The organism is Vibrio sp. sp1, assembly GCF_016920955.1.
Taxonomy (GTDB): domain Bacteria; phylum Pseudomonadota; class Gammaproteobacteria; order Enterobacterales; family Vibrionaceae; genus Vibrio; species Vibrio alginolyticus.
Genome location: NZ_CP060589.1, coordinates 1,201,985 through 1,227,015, shown reverse-complemented (window position 1 = coordinate 1,227,015; position 25,031 = coordinate 1,201,985). Strand labels below are relative to the sequence as shown.

At 47.1% G+C, this 25,031-nt stretch carries 9 protein-coding genes, 3 tRNA genes and 6 rRNA genes; 15 read left to right on the top strand and 3 right to left on the bottom strand.

Annotation, left to right across the window (positions count from 1 at the left end; all coding sequences use genetic code 11):
- Nucleotides 1–193 precede the first annotated feature (193 nt).
- Complete coding sequence (gene purH / locus H9L11_RS05750) at nt 194–1,786, bottom strand: bifunctional phosphoribosylaminoimidazolecarboxamide formyltransferase/IMP cyclohydrolase (RefSeq protein WP_033907147.1); 1,593 nt, start codon at nt 1,784–1,786, stop codon at nt 194–196.
- 265 nt (nt 1,787–2,051) lie between these two features.
- Here purH and zntR point away from each other — a divergent pair, with 265 nt between their 5' ends.
- From zntR to H9L11_RS05675, 15 genes are all read left to right on the top strand, one after another.
- Nucleotides 2,052–2,450 carry a Zn(2+)-responsive transcriptional regulator gene (zntR, locus tag H9L11_RS05745; RefSeq protein ID WP_005382529.1) on the top strand — a complete coding sequence of 133 codons (399 nt, stop codon included), beginning with the start codon at nt 2,052–2,054 and terminating at the stop codon, nt 2,448–2,450.
- Nucleotides 2,451–2,613: 163 nt separating this feature from the next.
- Nucleotides 2,614–4,176, top strand: coding sequence for a lysine decarboxylation/transport transcriptional activator CadC (gene cadC, locus H9L11_RS05740; RefSeq protein ID WP_005382530.1), 1,563 nt, complete (start codon nt 2,614–2,616; stop codon nt 4,174–4,176).
- Between the two features lie 709 nt (nt 4,177–4,885).
- Nucleotides 4,886–6,229, top strand: coding sequence for a cadaverine/lysine antiporter (cadB, locus tag H9L11_RS05735; RefSeq protein ID WP_205391030.1), 1,344 nt, complete (start codon nt 4,886–4,888; stop codon nt 6,227–6,229).
- 117 nt (nt 6,230–6,346) lie between these two features.
- The gene (locus H9L11_RS05730; protein ID WP_005451159.1) at nt 6,347–8,482 is read left to right on the top strand and encodes a lysine decarboxylase CadA; all 2,136 of its coding nucleotides are present in this window, start codon (nt 6,347–6,349) and stop codon (nt 8,480–8,482) included.
- A gap of 817 nt (nt 8,483–9,299) precedes the next feature.
- Nucleotides 9,300–10,849, top strand: a 16S ribosomal RNA gene (locus H9L11_RS05725).
- 306 nt (nt 10,850–11,155) lie between these two features.
- Nucleotides 11,156–14,045: ribosomal RNA gene (locus H9L11_RS05720) — 23S ribosomal RNA — on the top strand.
- 94 nt (nt 14,046–14,139) lie between these two features.
- A 5S ribosomal RNA gene (gene rrf / locus H9L11_RS05715) occupies nt 14,140–14,256 on the top strand.
- A 318-nt stretch (nt 14,257–14,574) separates the two neighbouring features.
- Nucleotides 14,575–16,127: ribosomal RNA gene (locus H9L11_RS05710) — 16S ribosomal RNA — on the top strand.
- A 66-nt stretch (nt 16,128–16,193) separates the two neighbouring features.
- Nucleotides 16,194–16,270, top strand: a tRNA-Ile gene (locus H9L11_RS05705).
- A gap of 42 nt (nt 16,271–16,312) precedes the next feature.
- Nucleotides 16,313–16,388: transfer RNA gene (locus H9L11_RS05700), tRNA-Ala, on the top strand.
- 301 nt (nt 16,389–16,689) lie between these two features.
- Nucleotides 16,690–19,578, top strand: a 23S ribosomal RNA gene (locus H9L11_RS05695).
- Nucleotides 19,579–19,672: 94 nt separating this feature from the next.
- A 5S ribosomal RNA gene (gene rrf / locus H9L11_RS05690) occupies nt 19,673–19,789 on the top strand.
- Together the 16S, 23S and 5S rRNA genes with 3 tRNA genes alongside form the textbook arrangement of a ribosomal RNA operon.
- A gap of 77 nt (nt 19,790–19,866) precedes the next feature.
- Nucleotides 19,867–19,942 (top strand) — tRNA-Asp (locus tag H9L11_RS05685).
- 928 nt (nt 19,943–20,870) lie between these two features.
- Nucleotides 20,871–22,442 (top strand): ABC-F family ATP-binding cassette domain-containing protein, encoded by a 1,572-nt coding sequence (locus tag H9L11_RS05680; RefSeq protein ID WP_205391029.1) that lies wholly within the window; start codon nt 20,871–20,873, stop codon nt 22,440–22,442.
- Complete coding sequence (locus H9L11_RS05675) at nt 22,439–23,596, top strand: MFS transporter (RefSeq protein WP_205391028.1); 1,158 nt, start codon at nt 22,439–22,441, stop codon at nt 23,594–23,596. The genes H9L11_RS05680 and H9L11_RS05675 overlap by 4 nt, the downstream gene beginning before the upstream one ends.
- Nucleotides 23,597–23,670: 74 nt before the next feature.
- Here the strand turns inward: H9L11_RS05675 and fis are convergent, their stop codons facing one another.
- Together fis and dusB are read right to left on the bottom strand one after the other, a co-directional pair.
- A complete protein-coding gene (gene fis / locus H9L11_RS05670) occupies nt 23,671–23,967 on the bottom strand; it encodes a DNA-binding transcriptional regulator Fis (protein WP_000462885.1) in 297 nt (98 codons plus the stop codon).
- A 23-nt stretch (nt 23,968–23,990) separates the two neighbouring features.
- The gene (gene dusB, locus H9L11_RS05665; protein WP_005382505.1) at nt 23,991–24,959 is read right to left on the bottom strand and encodes a tRNA dihydrouridine synthase DusB; all 969 of its coding nucleotides are present in this window, start codon (nt 24,957–24,959) and stop codon (nt 23,991–23,993) included.
- Nucleotides 24,960–25,031 lie beyond the last annotated feature (72 nt).

Genomic DNA, 25,031 nt, shown 5'->3' with positions numbered 1-25,031 from the left:
TGAAAATCCTTAATCTTATAAATACCGTTTGCTCAAACTCAGATATTTCGCAAAGACCTGAGTATGGCCTCTCTAATTCAATGGGACGAGGACAAGGCGACAAGTGAACTTATTCCTATGAGCATAGTATGCTATGTGATTAGGATAAGTGAACGCCGTCAACGCAGTTATCGTCCCAGTGAAGACGAGAGGATTAGTGGCGGAAGTGACGCATACCGGTAAAGATCATCGCCATGCCGTGTTCGTCTGCCGCTGCGATAACTTCGTCATCACGCATAGAACCACCTGGTTGGATCACACACTTGATGCCCGCTTCTGCAGCCGCGTCGATACCGTCACGGAATGGGAAGAATGCATCTGATGCCATTACACAACCTTCAACCTGTAGACCTTCGTCTGCAGCTTTGATGCCTGCGATTTTCGCAGAGTAAACGCGGCTCATTTGGCCAGCACCTACACCGATAGTCATGTCGCCTTTCGAGTAAACGATTGCGTTAGATTTCACGTATTTCGCTACTTTCCAGCAGAATAGGGCATCTTTCAGCTCTTCTTCTGTTGGCTGGCGCTTAGAAACCACTTTTAGATCGTCTAGGCTTACCATGCCTTGGTCACGGTCTTGAACCAGTAGACCGCCATTCACCCGTTTCACGTCAAAGCCAGTTGTCTTCGTTGTCCATTCGCCACATTCAAGTAGACGCACGTTCTTCTTCGCTGCAACCACTTCAATCGCTTCAGCAGAAACGGAAGGAGCGATGATGACCTCAACGAATTGACGTTCAACAATAGCGGTTGCTGTTTCAGCATCTAGCTCTTGGTTGAATGCAATGATGCCGCCGAACGCTGATGTTGGGTCAGTTTGGTAAGCGCGGTTGTATGCTTCTAGAATGTCTTTACCCAGCGCTACACCACATGGGTTCGCGTGTTTTACGATCACACATGCTGGCTCGTTGAACTCTTTCACACACTCAAGTGCGGCGTCCGTGTCTGCGATGTTGTTGTAAGAAAGGGCTTTACCTTGGATTTGGCGAGCAGTAGAAACGGATGCTTCTTGTGGGTTTGCTTCAACGTAGAATGCGGCTGCTTGGTGGCTGTTCTCACCGTAGCGCATGTCTTGTTTCTTCTCGAACTGTTGGTTGAAAGTACGTGGGAATTTAGACTCTTCATCACCTTCTTTGTTCTCACCGTAAGATGGAACCATAGTGCCGAAGTAGTTTGCGATCATGCCATCGTAAGCGGCAGTGTGTTCAAAAGCAGCGATGGCAAGGTCGAAGCGAGTTTCGAGAGTGAGAGATTTGTCGTTTGCGTCCATCTCTGCAATTACGCGGCCGTAATCACCTGCGTTAACAACGATAGTCACGTCTTTGTGGTTTTTCGCTGCAGAACGAACCATGGTTGGGCCGCCGATATCGATGTTTTCAACCGCGTCGGCTAGTGTACAGCCTTCTTTGGCAACGGTTTCTGCGAATGGGTATAGGTTTACGACAACCATATCGATAGGGTTGATGCCGTGCTTTTCCATCACGTCATCATCTTGGCCACGACGACCAAGCACACCACCGTGAACTTTTGGGTGAAGCGTTTTAACGCGGCCGTCCATCATTTCTGGGAAACCAGTGTAGTCAGAGACTTCGGTTACGGCGATGCCTTGTTCGGCAAGTAGGCGAGCTGTACCACCAGTAGATAGGATATCGACACCGCGCTCAGCAAGAGCTTGCGCAAACTCAACAATACCTGTTTTGTCTGATACGCTGATAAGCGCACGGCGAATAGGACGAGCGTTATTCATGCTTCCATTTTCCTCAAATTCACGGAGTTAAAGATGTTTGCCAAAAATGAACTTGTTTTTACCTCTTGGGGTAAAATATTGGCCAGTTTTGGTAAAGACCTTTGCAGGGTGTTTTCTGGTTAGAAAACAGTCTCCACATTTGATGGCGCGTATTCTAACCAATTTATTACAAAAAAGCTCGCGCAATCGTTTGGCATCTCAAAAATAATTGCAAAAAAGTCGTTCTTTAGCTTTAAAAGTAACGAGATAGTTAATAGGGAAAGTTATGTTTCAGATAGGTGAACTGGCAAAACGTTGTGGTGTGACTGCCGATACATTGCGTTTCTACGAGAAAAACGCGCTAATAAAACCCGCAGGACGAAGTGAGTCAGGCTACCGCTTGTATGATGAAGAGAATCAAAAGCAGGTGCACTTTATCCTCAAAGGTAAAGATCTTGGCTTGAGTCTGGATGAAATTAAAGACCTGTTAGAAATTAAGTTAGAAGCGACAGAACACAGCTGTGCAGAGGTAAAAGCCATTACTTCTGCTAAGTTAGAGCTGATTGATGGGAAAATTAACGAGCTGACGAAAATTCGCCGAGCTTTGAAGAAGATTAATGATGCTTGTTGTGGTCATACAGACGATGACGCCACACATTGCTCTATCCTCGCAGCACTTGAGTAGTCTCATTCTTGCATCACTTAACTTAAGTTTGCATTTTTGGCGACTTGCTTTTCTAGGTACACGCTGCTTTCCCACCTATAATCTTGCCTTTAGTTACTTGTAGGAATCGACCATTGTCTGATTCCTAGCGTAACGCTGTCTGTAGATACGAGAGTTTTCATACATGGTTGGAGTCTATTTTCAAATCAATGACTGGGTTTTGAGCGTTGATGAAAATAAGCTGTATCGACAAGATAGGGAAGTTACTGTTGAGCCACGCTTAATTAATCTTTTGCACTTCTTAGCGGAGCATGCGAATGAGGTGTTCAACCGCGAGGAATTGATTCAGTACGTTTGGGCTGGAGCGATTGTGACCGATCAAGTGGTGACTCAATCCATCTTTGAGTTGCGTAAGCTACTACGTGACGGTCGAGAGGAAAATACCAACTACGTTATCACGGTGCCCAAGCGTGGCTATAAGCTGGTAGCGAACGTGGTTACTATGACGCATGAAGAGTTTGTCACAAGTCGGCAAAATGAAGAGATCCCACCTTCTGTTGAAGAATCGGAAGAGGATTGTCTACCTATAGCACCAGCCGTTACCTTTCCTGCCGGTCCTCTAACTCGCGCAGTCTGCGAGATGTCAAAAGAGAAAAAAGCACCTCAGAGCAAAAACAAAATCAGCCCTTGGCGATTGGGAATTATGAACTTCATCTGGATCAGTATGTTGGTCGTAGTGATGGGCGTGTTTACCTACAAGCAGTCGGAAGTGCGTATTACCCAAGCCATCGATACCCATCTGATTGAGTTCAAGTTTCAAGATAATTTTACGAATGAAGGATTAAGCTACGATTTGGCAGACGGATTCGCCCAAAAGTTGATGTCCGACATTGCTCAAGTCAGTGATTACCGAGTCATGCTAAAGAAGGCGTCGTTTACTTCTGGCATTGTGCCTGGTAAATCGGTTGTGGTGAGAGTTCGTGAGAATGACGGTGGCAGCTTTTTAGAGGTGGAATATCGCAATAACTCATCTGAGAAAGTGTTGTTTAGTCGTCAATACGCGTTAACCAGTAGTCATTTAAAGACAGTGCTTCAACAAGCGTCGTTGGATTTGATGCAAGTGCTGAAAGTGTCGGATGCCAAATTGAAATCTACGATGCTGGTGGCGGGAATGCCAATGAATCCCGACGCGTTGGAGTTGTTTGTTCAGGCTAACCATTACCTTAATGTCTCTGATACTAAACAATTCCGCCAAGGTATCGACTTGATGGAAAACATTTTAGAAATCGAGCCGGATAATGCTTACGTTCAAGCTGAGTTGTTGATTGCTTACCATGTACAAAAGGCACTTGATTTCTCACAGGAGTTGAAGAAAGGGCGAATGCAGCAGCTCAGTGAAGCACTAGAGACTAATGTGAAAATGATGGTGGGGCCAATTCAACCGCGAATTTATGAAGCTTTAGCACTGCACGAAACCATCATTGGTGACATGGCGTTAGCCAAGCGGCATCTCGGACAGGCATTGAGGTTACGTGATTCAGTGCTTTCCTATGTGATTCGCGGTAAGCACGCCGAATTGGATGGTGATCTGGATTTAGCCAGTGAGTCTTACAGTGAAGCTTTCTATATTGATACGTCGGTTGAGACGTACCTGCTGTGCGAAAACTTGGTCTTCCCAAGTAACATGAAGGCGATTGATTACGCCATGTATCGCGCCGTTCACCCTTCTGTCGTTCGAATGCTTTAATTCTCTCGGACTCAACGTCAGTCTAATGCTAGCCCCTCATTTCGGTGAGGGGCTTTTTTGTCGCTGTCGAAAAGTGAAAAGGGTGAGGCGGTGGGGCAATGACTTACGAAGGAGCTAACAGCGCAAGCTTGCAACGGGAATACATACCCGCTTTGCTTCTCTATCTCTATCTCTATCTCTATCTCTATCTCTATCTCTATCTCTATCTCTATCTCTATCTCTATCTCTATCTCTATTGATTGTATGAAGTGTCTGGCTGAGTTATGTGGCGAGAATGATTTTGATGCTTTCTTGCAGGCGAGATGAATATTGATGTGGGTCAAAAAGCGCGATCAGGGAGAGATTTATGGAATTAACACTTCAGGGAATTAACCCTTCGGGATGGGGAAGTTGATAGAGGTTGATAACTTTTATCGCGATGACCAACGAGTTGATGAGAGTTTATCTATCGGTAGAAGGTTTGATGTTTTTCTTATAACCGTATAAATAATATGGTTTTATATTTTTGTGTTTATCATGTTTATCTCAACTTGATGTTGATGAACTAATCATTTTATTGATAACACCAAGTTTATTTTTTTCCCGATTTTTGGGCGTAGTCTTCACTTCGAAATTTAGCGAGGTCGAGAAGGTTCCTCCTCATAGCATCTCGCTAATAACCATTCAGTTTGAGTCATGTTGACTCGAGTAGAATAGATTTGGAGATGTTATGTCATCGAATGCGAAAAAAATCGGCCTTATTGCCTGTACGGGTGTCGTAGCCGGTAACATGATGGGTAGTGGTATTGCACTATTACCTTCTAGTCTTGCCTCTGTAGGCTCTGTTTCAATCTTCAGTTGGCTGATCTGTTTGGTCGGTGCACTGAGTCTGGCGTTCGTTTACGCTCGTCTGGCAACCAAAAACCCACAAGAAGGTGGTCCTATCGCTTATGCTGGCGAAGTGTCTCCGGTATTTGGTTTCCAAACGGGCGTTCTTTATTACCACGCGAACTGGATTGGTAACCTGGCTATTGCCATTACAGGTGTTTCTTACCTTTCAGTATTCTTCCCTGTGCTTAATAACCCAATTCCAGCAGGTATTGCGACGATTGCATCGGTATGGATCTTCACTTTCGTCAACCTACTTGGTGGTAGCTGGGTAAGCCGTCTATGTACGCTTGGTTTAGTTCTTATCCTTATCCCAGTTGTTGGTACAGCTGCATTTGGTTGGACGCACTTCGATACTGCGCTTTACAGCCAAAACTGGAACGTATCAGCAGGCACTGACAGCCACGCGGTAGTAACAGCGGTTCTTATCTGTCTATGGTCATTCGTAGGTGTGGAATCAGCAGCGGTATCGACGGGTATGGTAGAAAACCCTAAACGTACTGTACCACTAGCAACTATGTTAGGTACTGGTATCGCAGGTGTGATTTACATCCTATCAACTCAGATGATCAGCGGCATGTTCCCAGCGTCAGAAGTTGCGGCATCAGGTGCGCCATTTGCATTGGCAACCACTGAGCTATTCGGTAGCTGGACTGCACCATTCGTATCAGCATTCACAGCACTAGCATGTTTCACTTCGCTAGGTTCTTGGATGATGCTGGTGGGCGAGGCTGGTAAACGTGCAGCAAGCGATGGCAACTTCCCTAAAATCTACGGCGAAACTGACAAAAACGGTGTGCCTAAGAAAGGTCTAATCCTTGCGTCAATCAAGATGACTGCACTGATGGTTGTACTGATGTTCTTCAGCTCTAAAACAGCACACGCATCAGACCTGTTCAACCAGCTAACGACTGACGCAGTTCTACTAACAATGCTGCCTTACTTCTACTCAAGCATTAACTTGATTCGCTTCGAAGGTATGACAACACGCAACGGCTTCGTAATGCTGTTCTCTGGTGTGGCTTGTCTGTTCTGCTTCATCGCACTAGCAGGTGCAGAGGGCGGTACGCTAACAGCAACCTTCATCGTGTCTCTAGTTATCTTGATGTTCTACAGCAAAAAAGTAGGTCTTGCTCAGTACGTGAAAATGCACGCTGACGACATGCCTGCCCAAGCAAGCAACTAATCCCCAAAACGCTGGCACTAAGGTGCCAGCCCATAAAACCCAAATTCACGCGGCGCTCACTTTACTCATTGCCTGTAAATGGCAAAGAGCGCCCTCATTTGCCTTGGAGATGTCCAAATGAATATATTCGCTATCTTGAACCACATGGGTGTGTTCTTTAAAGAAGAGCCAGTTCGTCAACTTCACGCTGCTCTTGAGAAAGCGGGCTACGAAGTGGTTTACCCAGTAGATGATAAAGACTTGATCAAAATGATTGAGATGAACCCTCGCATTTGCGGTGTGCTGTTCGACTGGGATAAATACTCACTAGAGCTATGTGAACGTATCAGCCAAATCAACGAAAAACTGCCTGTTCACGCATTTGCTAACGAACAGTCTACTCTAGACATTTCACTAACAGACCTACGTCTAAACGTGAGCTTCTTCGAGTACGCTTTAGGTATGGCTGACGACATCGCTATCAAAATCAACCAAGCGACTGAGGCATACAAAGATGCCATCATGCCTCCATTCACTAAAGCGCTATTCAAATACGTAGAAGAAGGTAAATACACCTTCTGTACTCCAGGTCACATGGGCGGTACTGCATTCCAGAAAAGCCCTGCTGGTAGCATCTTCTACGATTTTTACGGTCCAAACACATTCAAAGCGGACGTATCAATCTCAATGCCTGAGCTAGGTTCTCTGCTCGACCACTCAGGTCCACATAAAGATGCAGAAGAATACATCGCACGCACATTCAATGCAGACAGCTCGTACATCGTAACTAACGGTACGTCTACATCGAACAAAATCGTTGGTATGTACTCAGCACCTGCTGGCAGCACAGTACTGATTGACCGTAACTGTCACAAATCTCTGACTCACCTAATGATGATGAGCGACGTGACACCAATCTACTTCCGCCCAACTCGTAACGCATACGGCATCCTTGGTGGTATTCCACAAAGCGAATTCAGCCGCGATGTCATTGCAGAGAAAGTGGCGAAGACACCAGGTGCAACAGCACCAACTTACGCAGTAGTGACTAACTCAACTTACGATGGCCTGTTGTACAACACACAATTCATCAAAGAGTCGCTAGATTGTAAACACATCCACTTCGACAGTGCTTGGGTGCCTTACACTAACTTCAACCCAATTTACGAAGGTAAATGTGGTATGAGTGGTGAAGCTATGCCAGGCAAAGTGTTCTACGAAACACAATCAACACATAAACTGTTGGCAGCGTTCTCACAAGCTTCAATGATTCACGTGAAAGGCGACTTTGATAAAGAATCTTTCAACGAAGCATTCATGATGCACACTTCAACTTCACCTCAGTACGGCATTGTTGCTTCTACTGAAACTGCAGCGGCAATGATGCGCGGCAACACTGGTAAGAAGTTGATGCAAGACTCTATCGATCGCGCAATCCGCTTCCGTAAAGAGATCAAACGTCTAGAAGCAGAAAGCGACAGCTGGTTCTTCGATGTATGGCAACCAGAAAACATCGATACCACGGAATGTTGGAAACTAGACCCTAGCGACACATGGCACGGCTTCAAGAACATGGATGACAACCACATGTATCTTGACCCAATCAAAGTAACGCTACTGACTCCGGGGATGAATAAAGAAGGCGAACTAGAAGAATCAGGTATTCCTGCTTCGCTGGTGGCTAAATTCCTAGACGAGCGCGGCATCGTGGTAGAGAAAACAGGTCCATACAACTTGTTGTTCCTATTCTCAATCGGTATCGACAAATCAAAAGCAATGCAATTGCTACGCGGCCTAACTGAATTTAAACGTGGCTACGACTTGAACCTAACCATCAAGAGCTTCCTACCTTCGCTATACAACGAAGACCCAAGCTTCTATGAAGGCATGCGCGTTCAAGAACTAGCACAAGCAATTCATGACCTAACTAAGAAATACAACCTACCAGAGCTAATGTACAAAGCGTTCGATGTACTTCCAGAAATGAAAGTAACACCACACGCAGCATGGCAAGAAGAGCTTCGCGGTAACGTAGAAGAAATCAAACTGGAAGAAATGGTTGGCCGCGTAAGTGCGAACATGATCCTTCCTTACCCTCCAGGTGTGCCACTAGTACTTCCTGGTGAAATGGTGACTCAAGAGTCTCGCCCTGTGCTGGACTTCCTAGAGATGCTTTGTGAGATCGGTGCGCATTACCCAGGTTTCGAAACCGACATCCACGGTTTATACCAACAAAAAGATGGTAGCTACACCGTAAAAGTATTGAAGAACTAAGTTCCTCTCGAAGATGACGTCATTGGGAATGCAAGCATGCTCCACTCTTACGAGCTCAATGCGTCATCGAACAATAACGACATTTAGATATACCCCTAACTAATCTGTCGTAAAGAGAAGGGCAAGGATGCTCTGATCTTTTCTTCTATATATAGAAGAAACACTTTTCCAAGACTTCACCTGAAGTACCCCAAATAAAAAGCAAAGACCAAAAGAGCAGTTCGTCATCGTTCTGCTCTTTTTTCGTCTTTATATAGATAGAAAGAGAAAAAAGAACCAAGAGAGATAAGATCAGCAATCAAAATCACAAAGAAATCGGCGATCTTTTAATGCAGAAGTCAGGTGTTTCATCATGAAAAGATCCTCTGCAACCCGAAATATTAGACAAGATCGTTGAGCATCTATGCAGAATGCTCGTTATTTGTTCGGTTGAGAGTTTTTTTGCAAAAAACGCTTGTACTAATTTCTCAACTCCCTATACTGCGCATCCACCGACACGGAGTGAGACGAAAGTCACACAGCGAGTCGGAATTGAGAGAAAAGAAATTTGAAAAAATGCTTGACTCTCTCACGGTGTGAAGTAAGATACGCACCCCTAACGACGAGCAACTAAGTTGCTGAAAATGTTAGAAAAGCTCTTTAAAAATAAGAACCTATCAATCTGTGTGGGCACTCGTTGATGATAATCCAATTAGATACCTCGGTATCAAATTAGGTTTCAATGAAACGAAGTGACCATTGAATCGAAAGATTCAGCACAGTCAATTCAAACATTACTTATGTAATGTTCAGTATTCATTGAGCCGAACAAAACCTTAAATTGAAGAGTTTGATCATGGCTCAGATTGAACGCTGGCGGCAGGCCTAACACATGCAAGTCGAGCGGAAACGAGTTATCTGAACCTTCGGGGACGATAACGGCGTCGAGCGGCGGACGGGTGAGTAATGCCTAGGAAATTGCCCTGATGTGGGGGATAACCATTGGAAACGATGGCTAATACCGCATGATGCCTACGGGCCAAAGAGGGGGACCTTCGGGCCTCTCGCGTCAGGATATGCCTAGGTGGGATTAGCTAGTTGGTGAGGTAAGGGCTCACCAAGGCGACGATCCCTAGCTGGTCTGAGAGGATGATCAGCCACACTGGAACTGAGACACGGTCCAGACTCCTACGGGAGGCAGCAGTGGGGAATATTGCACAATGGGCGCAAGCCTGATGCAGCCATGCCGCGTGTGTGAAGAAGGCCTTCGGGTTGTAAAGCACTTTCAGTCGTGAGGAAGGTAGTGTAGTTAATAGCTGCATTATTTGACGTTAGCGACAGAAGAAGCACCGGCTAACTCCGTGCCAGCAGCCGCGGTAATACGGAGGGTGCGAGCGTTAATCGGAATTACTGGGCGTAAAGCGCATGCAGGTGGTTTGTTAAGTCAGATGTGAAAGCCCGGGGCTCAACCTCGGAATAGCATTTGAAACTGGCAGACTAGAGTACTGTAGAGGGGGGTAGAATTTCAGGTGTAGCGGTGAAATGCGTAGAGATCTGAAGGAATACCGGTGGCGAAGGCGGCCCCCTGGACAGATACTGACACTCAGATGCGAAAGCGTGGGGAGCAAACAGGATTAGATACCCTGGTAGTCCACGCCGTAAACGATGTCTACTTGGAGGTTGTGGCCTTGAGCCGTGGCTTTCGGAGCTAACGCGTTAAGTAGACCGCCTGGGGAGTACGGTCGCAAGATTAAAACTCAAATGAATTGACGGGGGCCCGCACAAGCGGTGGAGCATGTGGTTTAATTCGATGCAACGCGAAGAACCTTACCTACTCTTGACATCCAGAGAACTTTCCAGAGATGGATTGGTGCCTTCGGGAACTCTGAGACAGGTGCTGCATGGCTGTCGTCAGCTCGTGTTGTGAAATGTTGGGTTAAGTCCCGCAACGAGCGCAACCCTTATCCTTGTTTGCCAGCACTTCGGGTGGGAACTCCAGGGAGACTGCCGGTGATAAACCGGAGGAAGGTGGGGACGACGTCAAGTCATCATGGCCCTTACGAGTAGGGCTACACACGTGCTACAATGGCGCATACAGAGGGCGGCCAACTTGCGAAAGTGAGCGAATCCCAAAAAGTGCGTCGTAGTCCGGATTGGAGTCTGCAACTCGACTCCATGAAGTCGGAATCGCTAGTAATCGTGGATCAGAATGCCACGGTGAATACGTTCCCGGGCCTTGTACACACCGCCCGTCACACCATGGGAGTGGGCTGCAAAAGAAGTAGGTAGTTTAACCTTCGGGGGACGCTTACCACTTTGTGGTTCATGACTGGGGTGAAGTCGTAACAAGGTAGCGCTAGGGGAACCTGGCGCTGGATCACCTCCTTAAACGATGATTACTCACGATGAGTGTCCACACAGATTGATAGTTCACAAGCGTAAGCTTGTAGTTAACATAGCTCTTTAACAATTTGGAAAGCTGACAAATCAACAATTTATTGTTGATTGTAAAGTTCTCAATGTTTGTCTTTAAGACAAACACCAAAAAACACATTCAAGTGTTCTTGGGAATATCACTTTACAGTGATTATTCGAAATTGAGTCCGGCAAAATCGAAATGTCTCTCGCTCATTCAAATAATGAGAGACAACTTTGGTGATTTGAACATCAACTCGAAACTCCTTCGGGTTGTATGGTTAAGTGACTAAGCGTACACGGTGGATGCCTTGGCAGTCAGAGGCGATGAAGGACGTATTAACTTGCGATAAGCCCAGATTAGGTAGTAAAAACCATTTGAGTCTGGGATTTCCGAATGGGGAAACCCAATACCATAAGGTATTACTGTTGAGTGAATACATAGCTCAACAGAGCGAACCGGGGGAACTGAAACATCTAAGTACCCCGAGGAAAAGAAATCAACCGAGATTCCGAAAGTAGCGGCGAGCGAAATTGGACTAGCCCTTAAGCTTTACACGCGTTAGACGAACAGCCTGGAAAGGCCGACGATACAGGGTGATAGTCCCGTAGTTGACGACGTGTGTTCAGTGAAATCGAGTAGGGCGGGACACGTGATATCCTGTCTGAATATGGGGGGACCATCCTCCAAGGCTAAATACTACTGACTGACCGATAGTGAACCAGTACCGTGAGGGAAAGGCGAAAAGAACCCCTGTGAGGGGAGTGAAATAGAACCTGAAACCGTGTACGTACAAGCAGTAGGAGCAGGCTTTGTCCTGTGACTGCGTACCTTTTGTATAATGGGTCAGCGACTTATATTCAGTGGCAAGGTTAACCATCTAGGGGAGCCGTAGGGAAACCGAGTCTTAACTGGGCGTTCAGTCTCTGGATATAGACCCGAAACCAGGTGATCTAGCCATGGGCAGGTTGAAGGTTGAGTAACATCAACTGGAGGACCGAACCGACTAATGTTGAAAAATTAGCGGATGACTTGTGGCTAGGGGTGAAAGGCCAATCAAACCTGGAGATAGCTGGTTCTCCCCGAAAGCTATTTAGGTAGCGCCTCGGACGAATACTACTGGGGGTAGAGCACTGTTAAGGCTAGGGGGTCATCCCGACTTACCAACCCTTTGCAAACTCCGAATACCAGTAAGTACTATCCGGGAGACACACGGCGGGTGCTAACGTCCGTCGTGGAGAGGGAAACAACCCAGACCGCCAGCTAAGGTCCCAAATTACTACTAAGTGGGAAACGATGTGGGAAGGCTCAGACAGCCAGGATGTTGGCTTAGAAGCAGCCATCATTTAAAGAAAGCGTAATAGCTCACTGGTCGAGTCGGCCTGCGCGGAAGATGTAACGGGGCTAAGTAGTAAACCGAAGCTGCGGCAATATACTTTTGTATATTGGGTAGGGGAGCGTTCTGTAAGCGGTTGAAGGTGTGTGGTAACGCATGCTGGACGTATCAGAAGTGCGAATGCTGACATGAGTAACGATAAAGGGGGTGAAAAACCTCCTCGCCGGAAGACCAAGGGTTCCTGTCCAACGTTAATCGGGGCAGGGTAAGTCGACCCCTAAGGCGAGGCCGAAAGGCGTAGTCGATGGGAAACGGGTTAATATTCCCGTACTTCTTACAATTGCGATGGGGGACGGAGAAGGCTAGGTGGACCTGGCGACGGTTGTCCAGGTTCAAGTGCGTAGGCTGAAGAGTTAGGTAAATCCGGCTCTTTCTAAGGCTGAGACACGACGTCGAGCTACTACGGTAGTGAAGTCATTGATGCCATGCTTCCAGGAAAAGCCTCTAAGCTTCAGATTGTAAGGAATCGTACCCCAAACCGACACAGGTGGTCGGGTAGAGAATACCAAGGCGCTTGAGAGAACTCGGGTGAAGGAACTAGGCAAAATGGTACCGTAACTTCGGGAGAAGGTACGCTCTCGACGGTGAAGTCCCTCGCGGATGGAGCTATTGAGAGTCGCAGATACCAGGTGGCTGCAACTGTTTATTAAAAACACAGCACTGTGCAAAATCGCAAGATGACGTATACGGTGTGACGCCTGCCCGGTGCCGGAAGGTTAATTGATGGGGTTAGACTTCGGTCGAAGCTCTTGATCGAAGCCCCGGTAAACGGCGGCCGTAACTATAACGGTCCTAAGGTAGCGAAATTCCTTGTCGGGTAAGTTCCGACCTGCACGAATGGCGTAATGATGGCCACGCTGTCTCCACCCGAGACTCAGTGAAATTGAAATCGCTGTGAAGATGCAGTGTACCCGCGGCTAGACGGAAAGACCCCGTGAACCTTTACTACAGCTTGGCACTGAACATTGACCCTACATGTGTAGGATAGGTGGGAGGCTTTGAAACGCAGTCGCTAGATTGCGTGGAGCCGTCCTTGAAATACCACCCTTGTAGTGTTGATGTTCTAACGTTGACCCCTTATCGGGGTTGCGGACAGTGCCTGGTGGGTAGTTTGACTGGGGCGGTCTCCTCCCAAAGCGTAACGGAGGAGCACGAAGGTGGGCTAATCACGGTTGGACATCGTGAGGTTAGTGCAATGGCATAAGCCCGCTTGACTGCGAGAATGACAATTCGAGCAGGTGCGAAAGCAGGTCATAGTGATCCGGTGGTTCTGAATGGAAGGGCCATCGCTCAACGGATAAAAGGTACTCCGGGGATAACAGGCTGATACCGCCCAAGAGTTCATATCGACGGCGGTGTTTGGCACCTCGATGTCGGCTCATCACATCCTGGGGCTGAAGTCGGTCCCAAGGGTATGGCTGTTCGCCATTTAAAGTGGTACGCGAGCTGGGTTTAGAACGTCGTGAGACAGTTCGGTCCCTATCTGCCGTGGGCGTTGGAGAATTGAAAGGGGCTGCTCCTAGTACGAGAGGACCGGAGTGGACGAACCTCTGGTGTTCGGGTTGTGTCGCCAGACGCATTGCCCGGTAGCTAAGTTCGGGATCGATAACCGCTGAAAGCATCTAAGCGGGAAGCGAGCCTTGAGATGAGTTCTCCCTGATACTTTAAGTATCCTAAAGGGTTGTCGTAGACTACGACGTCGATAGGCAGGGTGTGTAAGCGTTGTGAGGCGTTGAGCTAACCTGTACTAATTGCCCGTGAGGCTTAACTATACAACACCCAAGGGGTTTTGATGGACTCAATGAAAGAACATTGAATGTGTAAGAACGAGAATTAAAAAAACAGCTTTCCGAATTAAAGAATTTGCTTGGCGACCATAGCGTTTTGGACCCACCTGATTTCCATGCCGAACTCAGAAGTGAAACGAAATAGCGCCGATGGTAGTGTGGGGTTTCCCCATGTGAGAGTAGGACATCGCCAGGCTTTATTTCCGACTTGTCTGAATATAGACGAGTCAACATAAGGTTTTAAACAAAAGTTTAGAATTTTATGTTGACTTTCAAAGTGGAAAGCGTATTATACGCACCTCGCTTAAGTGCTAAGGCACTGAAAGCCAAGCTCTTTAACAATATAGACCTATCAATCTGTGTGGGCACTCGTTGATGATAATCCAATTCGATACCTCGGTATCAAATTAGGTTTCAATGAAACGAAGTGACCATTGAATCTTCGGATTCAGCACAGTCAATTCAAACATTACTTTATGTAATGTTCAGTATTCATTGAGCCGAACAAAATCTTAAATTGAAGAGTTTGATCATGGCTCAGATTGAACGCTGGCGGCAGGCCTAACACATGCAAGTCGAGCGGAAACGAGTTATCTGAACCTTCGGGGAACGATAACGGCGTCGAGCGGCGGACGGGTGAGTAATGCCTAGGAAATTGCCCTGATGTGGGGGATAACCATTGGAAACGATGGCTAATACCGCATGATGCCTACGGGCCAAAGAGGGGGACCTTCGGGCCTCTCGCGTCAGGATATGCCTAGGTGGGATTAGCTAGTTGGTGAGGTAAGGGCTCACCAAGGCAACGATCCCTAGCTGGTCTGAGAGGATGATCAGCCACACTGGAACTGAGACACGGTCCAGACTCCTACGGGAGGCAGCAGTGGGGAATATTGCACAATGGGCGCAAGCCTGATGCAGCCATGCCGCGTGTGTGAAGAAGGCCTTCGGGTTGTAAAGCACTTTCAGTCGTGAGGAAGGTAGTGTAGTTAATAGCTGCATTATTTGACGTTAGCGACAGAAGAAGCACCGGCTAACTCCGTGCCAGCAGCCGCGGTAATACGGAGGGTGCGAGCGTTAATCGGAATTACTGGGCGTAAAGCGCATGCAGGTGGTTTGTTAAGTCAGATGTGAAAGCCCGGGGCTCAACCTCGGAATAGCATTTGAAACTGGCAGACTAGAGTACTGTAGAGGGGGGTAGAATTTCAGGTGTAGCGGTGAAATGCGTAGAGATCTGAAGGAATACCGGTGGCGAAGGCGGCCCCCTGGACAGATACTGACACTCAGATGCGAAAGCGTGGGGAGCAAACAGGATTAGATACCCTGGTAGTCCACGCCGTAAACGATGTCTACTTGGAGGTTGTGGCCTTGAGCCGTGGCTTTCGGAGCTAACGCGTTAAGTAGACCGCCTGGGGAGTACGGTCGCAAGATTAAAACTCAAATGAATTGACGGGGGCCCGCACAAGCGGTGGAGCATGTGGTTTAATTCGATGCAACGCGAAGAACCTTACCTACTCTTGACATCCAGAGAACTTTCCAGAGATGGATTGGTGCCTTCGGGAACTCTGAGACAGGTGCTGCATGGCTGTCGTCAGCTCGTGTTGTGAAATGTTGGGTTAAGTCCCGCAACGAGCGCAACCCTTATCCTTGTTTGCCAGCGAGTAATGTCGGGAACTCCAGGGAGACTGCCGGTGATAAACCGGAGGAAGGTGGGGACGACGTCAAGTCATCATGGCCCTTACGAGTAGGGCTACACACGTGCTACAATGGCGCATACAGAGGGCGGCCAACTTGCGAAAGTGAGCGAATCCCAAAAAGTGCGTCGTAGTCCGGATTGGAGTCTGCAACTCGACTCCATGAAGTCGGAATCGCTAGTAATCGTGGATCAGAATGCCACGGTGAATACGTTCCCGGGCCTTGTACACACCGCCCGTCACACCATGGGAGTGGGCTGCAAAAGAAGTAGGTAGTTTAACCTTCGGGGGGACGCTTACCACTTTGTGGTTCATGACTGGGGTGAAGTCGTAACAAGGTAGCGCTAGGGGAACCTGGCGCTGGATCACCTCCTTATACGATGATTATTGCGATGAGTGTTCACACAGATTGATACGGTTTATAAAGTAAAGAGACGATACTGGGTCTGTAGCTCAGGTGGTTAGAGCGTTCGCCTGATAAGCGAGAGGTCGGTGGTTCGAGTCCACTCAGACCCACCAATTTCTTTCCCAAGGAATTGGCGACAGTATCGACACCTTGATGGGGCTATAGCTCAGCTGGGAGAGCGCCTGCCTTGCACGCAGGAGGTCTGCGGTTCGATCCCGCATAGCTCCACCATCTTTAAGTGTTCTTAAAAAAGAATATTTAAAAATGGTTTTCATCAGAAAATCTAGCTCTTTAACAATTTGGAAAGCTGACAAAACAACAATTTATTGTTGTTTGTAAAGTTCTCAATGTTTGTCTTTAAGACAAACACCAAAAAACACATTCAAGTGTTCTTGGCTTTTTGTTTTCATTTTTTCTAAAAATGAAGGTAAAGAGATGAGTCCGGCAAAATCGATATGTCTCTCGCTCATTCAAATAATGAGAGACAACTTTGGTGATTTGATTATCAACTCGAAACTCCTTCGGGTTGTATGGTTAAGTGACTAAGCGTACACGGTGGATGCCTTGGCAGTCAGAGGCGATGAAGGACGTATTAACTTGCGATAAGCCCAGATTAGGTAGTAAAAACCATTTGAGTCTGGGATTTCCGAATGGGGAAACCCAATACCATAAGGTATTACTGTTGAGTGAATACATAGCTCAACAGGGCGAACCGGGGGAACTGAAACATCTAAGTACCCCGAGGAAAAGAAATCAACCGAGATTCCGAAAGTAGCGGCGAGCGAAATTGGACTAGCCCTTAAGCTTTACACGCGTTAGACGAACAGCCTGGAAAGGCCGACGATACAGGGTGATAGTCCCGTAGTTGACGACGTGTGTTCAGTGAAATCGAGTAGGGCGGGACACGTGATATCCTGTCTGAATATGGGGGACCATCCTCCAAGGCTAAATACTACTGACTGACCGATAGTGAACCAGTACCGTGAGGGAAAGGCGAAAAGAACCCCTGTGAGGGGAGTGAAATAGAACCTGAAACCGTGTACGTACAAGCAGTAGGAGCAGGCTTTGTCCTGTGACTGCGTACCTTTTGTATAATGGGTCAGCGACTTATATTCAGTGGCAAGGTTAACCATCTAGGGGAGCCGTAGGGAAACCGAGTCTTAACTGGGCGTTCAGTCTCTGGATATAGACCCGAAACCAGGTGATCTAGCCATGGGCAGGTTGAAGGTTGAGTAACATCAACTGGAGGACCGAACCGACTAATGTTGAAAAATTAGCGGATGACTTGTGGCTAGGGGTGAAAGGCCAATCAAACCTGGAGATAGCTGGTTCTCCCCGAAAGCTATTTAGGTAGCGCCTCGGACGAATACTACTGGGGGTAGAGCACTGTTAAGGCTAGGGGGTCATCCCGACTTACCAACCCTTTGCAAACTCCGAATACCAGTAAGTACTATCCGGGAGACACACGGCGGGTGCTAACGTCCGTCGTGGAGAGGGAAACAACCCAGACCGCCAGCTAAGGTCCCAAATTACTACTAAGTGGGAAACGATGTGGGAAGGCTCAGACAGCCAGGATGTTGGCTTAGAAGCAGCCATCATTTAAAGAAAGCGTAATAGCTCACTGGTCGAGTCGGCCTGCGCGGAAGATGTAACGGGGCTAAGTAGTAAACCGAAGCTGCGGCAATATACTTTTGTATATTGGGTAGGGGAGCGTTCTGTAAGCGGTTGAAGGTGTGTGGTAACGCATGCTGGACGTATCAGAAGTGCGAATGCTGACATGAGTAACGATAAAGGGGGTGAAAAACCTCCTCGCCGGAAGACCAAGGGTTCCTGTCCAACGTTAATCGGGGCAGGGTAAGTCGACCCCTAAGGCGAGGCCGAAAGGCGTAGTCGATGGGAAACGGGTTAATATTCCCGTACTTCTTACAATTGCGATGGGGGACGGAGAAGGCTAGGTGGGCCTGGCGACGGTTGTCCAGGTTCAAGTGCGTAGGCTGAAGAGTTAGGTAAATCCGGCTCTTTCTAAGGCTGAGACACGACGTCGAGCTACTACGGTAGTGAAGTCATTGATGCCATGCTTCCAGGAAAAGCCTCTAAGCTTCAGATTGTAAGGAATCGTACCCCAAACCGACACAGGTGGTCGGGTAGAGAATACCAAGGCGCTTGAGAGAACTCGGGTGAAGGAACTAGGCAAAATGGTACCGTAACTTCGGGAGAAGGTACGCTCTCGACGGTGAAGTCCCTCGCGGATGGAGCTATTGAGAGTCGCAGATACCAGGTGGCTGCAACTGTTTATTAAAAACACAGCACTGTGCAAAATCGCAAGATGACGTATACGGTGTGACGCCTGCCCGGTGCCGGAAGGTTAATTGATGGGGTTAGACTTCGGTCGAAGCTCTTGATCGAAGCCCCGGTAAACGGCGGCCGTAACTATAACGGTCCTAAGGTAGCGAAATTCCTTGTCGGGTAAGTTCCGACCTGCACGAATGGCGTAATGATGGCCACGCTGTCTCCACCCGAGACTCAGTGAAATTGAAATCGCTGTGAAGATGCAGTGTACCCGCGGCTAGACGGAAAGACCCCGTGAACCTTTACTACAGCTTGGCACTGAACATTGACCCTACATGTGTAGGATAGGTGGGAGGCTTTGAAGCGCAGTCGCTAGATTGCGTGGAGCCGTCCTTGAAATACCACCCTTGTAGTGTTGATGTTCTAACGTCGACCCCTTATCGGGGTTGCGGACAGTGCCTGGTGGGTAGTTTGACTGGGGCGGTCTCCTCCCAAAGCGTAACGGAGGAGCACGAAGGTGGGCTAATCACGGTTGGACATCGTGAGGTTAGTGCAATGGCATAAGCCCGCTTGACTGCGAGAATGACAATTCGAGCAGGTGCGAAAGCAGGTCATAGTGATCCGGTGGTTCTGAATGGAAGGGCCATCGCTCAACGGATAAAAGGTACTCCGGGGATAACAGGCTGATACCGCCCAAGAGTTCATATCGACGGCGGTGTTTGGCACCTCGATGTCGGCTCATCACATCCTGGGGCTGAAGTCGGTCCCAAGGGTATGGCTGTTCGCCATTTAAAGTGGTACGCGAGCTGGGTTTAGAACGTCGTGAGACAGTTCGGTCCCTATCTGCCGTGGGCGTTGGAGAATTGAAAGGGGCTGCTCCTAGTACGAGAGGACCGGAGTGGACGAACCTCTGGTGTTCGGGTTGTGTCGCCAGACGCATTGCCCGGTAGCTAAGTTCGGGATCGATAACCGCTGAAAGCATCTAAGCGGGAAGCGAGCCTTGAGATGAGTTCTCCCTGATACTTTAAGTATCCTAAAGGGTTGTCGTAGACTACGACGTTGATAGGCAGGGTGTGTAAGCGTTGTGAGGCGTTGAGCTAACCTGTACTAATTGCCCGTGAGGCTTAACCATACAACACCCAAGGGGTTTTGATGGACTCAATGAAAGAACATTGAATGTGTAAGAACGAGAATTAAAAAAACAGCTTTCCGAATTAAAGAATTTGCTTGGCGACCATAGCGTTTTGGACCCACCTGATTTCCATGCCGAACTCAGAAGTGAAACGAAATAGCGCCGATGGTAGTGTGGGGTTTCCCTATGTGAGAGTAGGACATCGCCAGGCTTTAGTTTTATTTTCACTTTTTCGAAAAGTGAAGACAAAAGCGGACACTTGCTTATTAAAGCGAGTGATACCACTGCGGAGTGGTAGTTCAGTTGGTTAGAATACCGGCCTGTCACGCCGGGGTCGCGGGTTCGAGTCCCGTCTACTCCGCCACTTATATTAAGCCTCAGTCGAAAGACTGAGGCTTTTTTCGTTTTGGTTACCCGACTTACCTTAAACCCACTTTCATATTGAAACCTTGCATCGAGAGGCCGGCTTCCCTCTGGCGATGCTTTCTAAGCCCTGTTATGAGTGAAGTGGAACTCAGTTTTGTGTGGTTTCTGCAGTCTCGAGCGCTAGTTTTGAGCCCCTGTGCTTAACTTACCAAAGCTTCCTTTATTATTACCTGGAGAATTTATTCACTAGGTTATGTTATTTTCGGGGGAGATTTCTCTGCTTTAGATGTTTTGATTTAGCCATAGGCGCTTATTAATATAAACTCAGCGCATTTAAAACTTTCCAAACATGGATTTTGTTTTGTCGATCTATTTAAGCCAGTGTCTTAAAGTGTATTCGCTACTTCTTCCCTCTAACCCTCTCCAACCTACAAAGCCACCACTACATTCGTATAACGTGAGCGGTATAGGTGCTCTCATAGCTGTGTTTGCTGAGTAAGTCGTTCACCTAGCACATTGACTGAGGAAAAGTCTTCTTTCAGTGGACCTTCGTGTAAGTCACGATAGTTTTAATAATTATCTGGTACTTTTTATTCTAAAGGTGTACGCTTCACATCGAATATTTTTTCGACAGTAAATCATGTTATATCTCTTGTTTAAAAGCTTTGTAAGAAGGCTGAACTCCATGCAAAAAATGCGATGAAGTGTTGCTCGGAGTCTTAAATTAATCTTCATCAGGTGTTTTATGTGTGGGTAGCTTCGCTGAAGTTATACGCAGGAGCTTGTACACCTGATAAAAGAGAAGAGATGGCCGGTGATATTTCATCATCGGCCTTTTTGTATCTGTTAAGCAGCTACAAAGCATTACCCAGTATTGAAATAAGGGCCGGTATTGATCACCGGCCCTTTTTTATTTGGTTGAAAACATGAGTATTTTACAAGTTAAAAATTTGTCTTATCAGATAGCTGATAAGACGTTATACAACAACGTGACCTTTCGTATTAACGTGGGAGAGAAAATAGGTATCACCGGAGCGAATGGTGTTGGAAAAAGCACCTTATTGAAACTGCTTTTCGGTGAATTATCTGCAGATAAGGGCTGCATTGAATGGTTACCAAACCTTGAGGTGGGGTATTTAGAACAACATTTTAAGATCGATAATGTGCTGACAGTTCATGAGTGTTTAAAGGGCTCTTTTGAGAGTTTATACGCTGCAGAGCAAAAGCTTTGGACTTTGTATCATGCGATGACCGAGTCTCACTCTACATCTCTTTTAAGCCAAGTCGCTCGGCTACAGGCATATTTAGAAGATGAAGACTTCTATGCAATTAATACCAAAATTGAACGAGTTGCTGTAGGTCTTGGTATTTATCAATTTGGCTTAGATACACCGCTTATCTCGCTAAGTGGCGGTCAAAGGCACAAAGTCCTTTTAGGCAGGTTGTTACTTCGCAACCCCGATGTGTTAATTCTTGATGAGCCGACAAACTATCTTGATGCTCCGCACATTGAATGGCTAGTCACGTTTCTCAATGATTACATTGGCACAGTTTTACTGGTTTCTCATGATGTTGATTTCCTTAATCAAGTAGCGACCAGTATTTGTGATATTGATTATCAAACGGTTCGAAAATACAGCGGCACTTATGTCAAAGCAATGCAGCAAAAGCATCACGATGGTGCTTTGATAGAAAAGCAATATAAGGCTCAGCAAAATGAAATTCGAAAGTTAGAGCAATTTATTGCCAAAAATGGCGCTGGAGTTAACGCGAGTCTTGCTAAAGGGCGTAAGAAAAAACTGGATAAAATCGAACGTATTCAACTGAATAATGTAGAGAAAGTATCGATGTTTGACTTTGCTTACCAGCCCATTGGGCAACCGAATGTGATTGACGCAAAAGCGTTGATGATCGGTTATCAGCAGCCTCTGCTTCCAGTATTTGATATCACGTTAGCGCGCGGGGAAAAGTTGGTTGTTGCTGGCTTTAACGGCGTGGGTAAGTCGACCTTACTTAAAACCCTGATGGGGAAGATCGAGCCACTCTCTGGTGAGGTGGTATTGGCAAAAGGTGCAATGATTGGTTATTTTTCTCAAGATTTGTCTTGGCGCCATCCTCAGAACACGCCTGAACAGGAGCTGTGCTCTTGTGCGCCAACAATCTCAAGCAAAGAGTCACGCAAGCTATTAGCTCGCTTTGGGATCACGGGGGATAAGACGCAGCGCCACTTAGATACATTGAGCGGTGGTGAGCAAACTCGGGTGAAACTGTGTTGTTTATCGGTTCAGAAATGCAATGTTTTGCTGTTGGACGAACCAACAACACATTTGGATAGCAGCAGTAAAAATGCGCTTAAAGAGGCTCTCCAGCGCTTTTCCGGTAGCGTGATTGTAGTATCTCATGAGAAGGCATTTTTGCAATCTTGGCCTGATAGAGTTTTAGATATTTCGTTGCTCACTTGTGCTGAATCGGAAACAGAACAGGAGGTGGAGCTATGATGCAGTCCATGATCCTATTTCTCGTTGCTTTTCTTGTTGGTGCTGATGAGTTGATGCTTGGATCTATTCTTGAACCTATCGGAAATGATTTAAGTGTTCAACCGAGTCAGGTGACCTTATTTATTACAGCATATAGTTTAGCCATAGCAATTTGCGCTCCTTACTTGGGCCGTTTATCAGACCGAGTTGGGCGTATTCGTATCATGGTGCCTGCTTGCTTTGTATTTGGGGTTGCGTCTATTACGACGGGCATAGTTCATGATTTTGAACTTGCTATTGCAACTCGAGTGATCACTGGTATTGCAAGTGCAGGCATGTTACCAATTGCATTCGCGTTAGCGGGAGACGCGAAGGGTAATAGAGCGATGCGTCAAATTGTGATGGTTCAGGCGGGATTAACGCTAGGTATGATAACTAGCCCGGCGATCGGAGCATTGTTGACCCAGCTTTTATCATGGCGTGCCGCTTTTATTATTTTGGGCGTTGCGGCTCTTTTTGTCGGTGCCATGAGCGTAGTGTCCATGAACAACAAGCATAATGAGTCCAAGAAGTCAGATACTCTGCCACCTATCACAGACGTCATTCATCTTCCAGGCGCGTTGAGGGCGATTCTAGCGATGTGTTTAGGCCTAGGGGGAGGTATTGGTGTATTTAACCTGATAGGCCTTCATATTCGAGATACCAGTGATTTGGCGCTCGGTTGGGTGGGCGCTACTTATGCAGCTCTAGGGATCGTGAGTGTGGTTGGAAATATGTGCGTGGCGAGAGCTTCTCGCTGGCTTGGTAGCTCTCGAGCCGTTATGCGAGTGGCTTTAATGGTGTGCATACCTTGCAGTGCATGGGTGTTCTCAAATGAGATGAGTACGGTGACCGCTTATCTTCCAGCTCTAGTGCTCTGGTCTCTTGCTGGAGGGGTAGGCTCTCCGGCGTTACAAGCACATATAGCAAGCTTATCTGATGAACATCGAGGTGTGCTGATGTCTTCTGGAATGAGTATGATGCACTTTGGTGTCGCGATTTGGTCTGCCTTGGCGGGCTTTGCTTATTCTGTAGGTAGTGAATGGGTCGCTGTCGTGGCTTTGTTATTGTTTGGCTCAGCGGTAGTTATATTAAAGCCAGTTGGTAATGCTGAACAAAGTGAGCGTTATTCGTAGTGTTTTAGTAGATAAAGAAAAGCCGTTATCTAAAAAGGTAACGGCTTGTTCCAAATACTTTTTGAAAGCCGGTCTTAGTTCATGCCGTATTTCTTAAGTTTCTTGCGAAGAGTACCGCGGTTGATACCCATCATAGTTGCTGCGCGAGTTTGGTTACCGCGAGTGTACTGCATGATAGTATCTAATAGTGGCTGTTCAACTTCAGCTAGAACTAATTCGTATAGTTCTGTTACTTCCTGGCCGTTTAGTTGAGCAAGGTAGTTTTTAAGAGACGCTTTAACAGAGTCACGTAAAGGCTTCTGAGTAATCTGGTCTTGTGACGTTACTGTAGTTACTGTTAATGCTTCTGAAGTCAGATTTTGTTCGAACATATTCGGTCTAGCTCTTCTCTTAATTATGATGCAACGTTATCAAAATAACCTTCTAACGCCTCAATTTGCAGCGGAGCTGCGTCGATAGCGTTGAAGGTACGGCGAAACTCACTTGCCTGTTCATGCTCTTTCAGGTACCACCCAACGTGCTTGCGCGCGATACGTGGACCTAAGAACTCCCCATAAAATTCATGCAGAGCATTTACATGACCAAGCATAATGGTTTTCACTTCCTCAGTTGGAAGTTCCTCCATTGTGGTGCCGTTTTCCAAATAGTGATGGATTTCCTGGAAAATCCAAGGACGACCCTGGGCAGGGCGTCCAATCATTAAAGCGTCCGCACCGGTGTACTCCAGTACAAATTTGGCTTTCTCCGGGCTATCGATATCACCGTTCGCGATAACCGGAATTGAAATCGCCTCTTTTACCGCTTTAATGCTGTCATATTCGGCCTCACCTTTGTACATACATGCTTTCGTTCTGCCATGCAGAGCAAGGGCTTGTATGCCGCAGTTTTCGGCTAATTTAGCGATCTGGACACAGTTCTTGTTGTCTGTATCCCAGCCAGTTCGAGTCTTTAACGTTACAGGAACGTCCACTGCATTCACGACCGCTTTCAAAATCTCTTCGATAATGTTTGGGTATTGAAGCAGAGCAGAGCCCGCTAGCTTCTTATTCACTTTTTTTGCCGGGCAGCCCATGTTGATGTCGATGATTTGTGCACCGTTCTCAACACTGAATTGAGCTGCGTCCGCCATAAGCTGTGGATCGGAACCCGCAATCTGTACAGAGCGAATGCCCGATTCGCCCTCGTGTACCATGCGCTGTTTCGACTTTGACGTTCCCCATAGTTTTGGGTTAGCAGACATCATTTCACTGACGGCCATTCCCGCACCATAGCGAAGACACAACTCGCGAAACGGTCTATCCGTTACACCAGCCATAGGGGCTACGATTAGATTGTTCTTAAGTTGATAGTTTCCGATTTTCAAAACGTCATCACAGTTCTGTACCAGCAAGGGCGCGCATTTTACGCATTTTTTCACTGCGTGAAAAGACTAATA